This is a genomic window from Wohlfahrtiimonas larvae (assembly GCF_002006755.1).
Classification (GTDB): Bacteria; Pseudomonadota; Gammaproteobacteria; order Cardiobacteriales; family Wohlfahrtiimonadaceae; genus Wohlfahrtiimonas; species Wohlfahrtiimonas larvae.
In genome coordinates this window covers 1-1,379 of record NZ_MVDO01000262.1, presented here as the reverse complement: position 1 = coordinate 1,379, position 1,379 = coordinate 1, and the positions used below count along the sequence as shown (strand labels likewise).

Sequence of the window (1,379 nt, the reverse complement as noted above, 5' to 3'; positions counted from 1 at the left end):
GTGCTCGTCAAAGATCTTAAGCGAAGATTAACATCTGTTAATACAGCATTATAATTATTCCACTGATGTTGGAAGCGTTGCTCTGCTTGTAATGTTTTAATATCTTCATTGCCTTGTACTGCCTCAATTAAAATCGAGTTGCGCAACGAACTTTCTCTCATCGCTTCATTCGATAAAGCTCGTAACTTACCTTGCACCAACAACCCAGGTAAAATCATTAAAATCACAGCAATTATTGGAATCCAAACTAAACTACCAGCCAAAGACCAAAAGACAACACAAAATAATAAAAAGAAAGGGACATCTACAAATGCTGTCACAGTTGTAGATGTAAACATCTCACGCACACTATCTAAATCTCTAATTTGAGAAATAAACGTCCCTACTGACTTAGGTCTATGAGCATTCTTAATGCGTAATGCATGACCAAAAACTCGATCTGAAATTCTGAGATCAGCCCGCTTTCCTAGCAAATCAATCACTCGAGTACGTAACTTTTGTAATAAAAAGCTAAAGATAATCGCAATCATAACACCACTGAATAATACATATAATGTGGGATATGATTCAGCAGGAATAACACGGTCATAAACTTGCCGAGTGAACAAAATGCCTGATAAGGCTAAAATATTAACTAAAAAAGAGGCTATAAAAACATGGCTATAGGGCTTCCAATCTCTCAATATGAGCTTTTTCAACCAATGTTGATCATGTGATTGAACATAATCATCAATACGGGAATCTGGTACTGTATGAGATGGTCGTAATACAACAGCTAATTTGACATTAGCTAATAATAGTTCCTGACTAATCTGACTTCGAACACCACCATCACCACTATAAGTTATAGAAACTTGACCATTCTGATCAATGGCATCTATTACAGCAATTTGTCCATCATGAAATTGAACAACCAATGGTAAACGCCATACGGATAATTCTTTAGAAGTAAATTTAATTACACTAACACTCAACCCTGCTTGTCTAGCTATCCCTCTTAACACATCACTCAAAGGTGAATTTTTTAACCAATAACTCGTTAAAGTAATATTTTCTTTAGAAACCTCTAATCGATAAGATTTTGCGATCGTAATTACTGCCTCAATCCAGTGACTATAATCAAAAATATTTTGATCCTGAGAAGGTGAATTATGTTTCGTTATATCTAGATCTTCTTTTTGATGCACAATTTTATACCTATTTAGTTACCCATAGATTTAAATACTTAGGATTAAAATACCTAAATCTATACATAATCATTAACACCAAAATAAAGCACTAAATTAATATTATTTAGTGCCTGATTCATTGAGTATAGTATTAAATTACAAATATTTTATATGACTTCAGACCTTTATTAATCAGTATAAATATTTAAA

At 33.0% G+C, this 1,379-nt stretch carries 1 protein-coding gene; it reads right to left on the bottom strand.

Annotated elements, in window-relative coordinates:
• Positions 1–1,187, bottom strand: a 1,187-nt coding sequence (locus BZK14_RS12940) for an ABC transporter transmembrane domain-containing protein (protein WP_245831365.1), incomplete at its 3' end; no start/stop codon positions are given.
• Positions 1,188–1,379 lie beyond the last annotated feature (192 nt).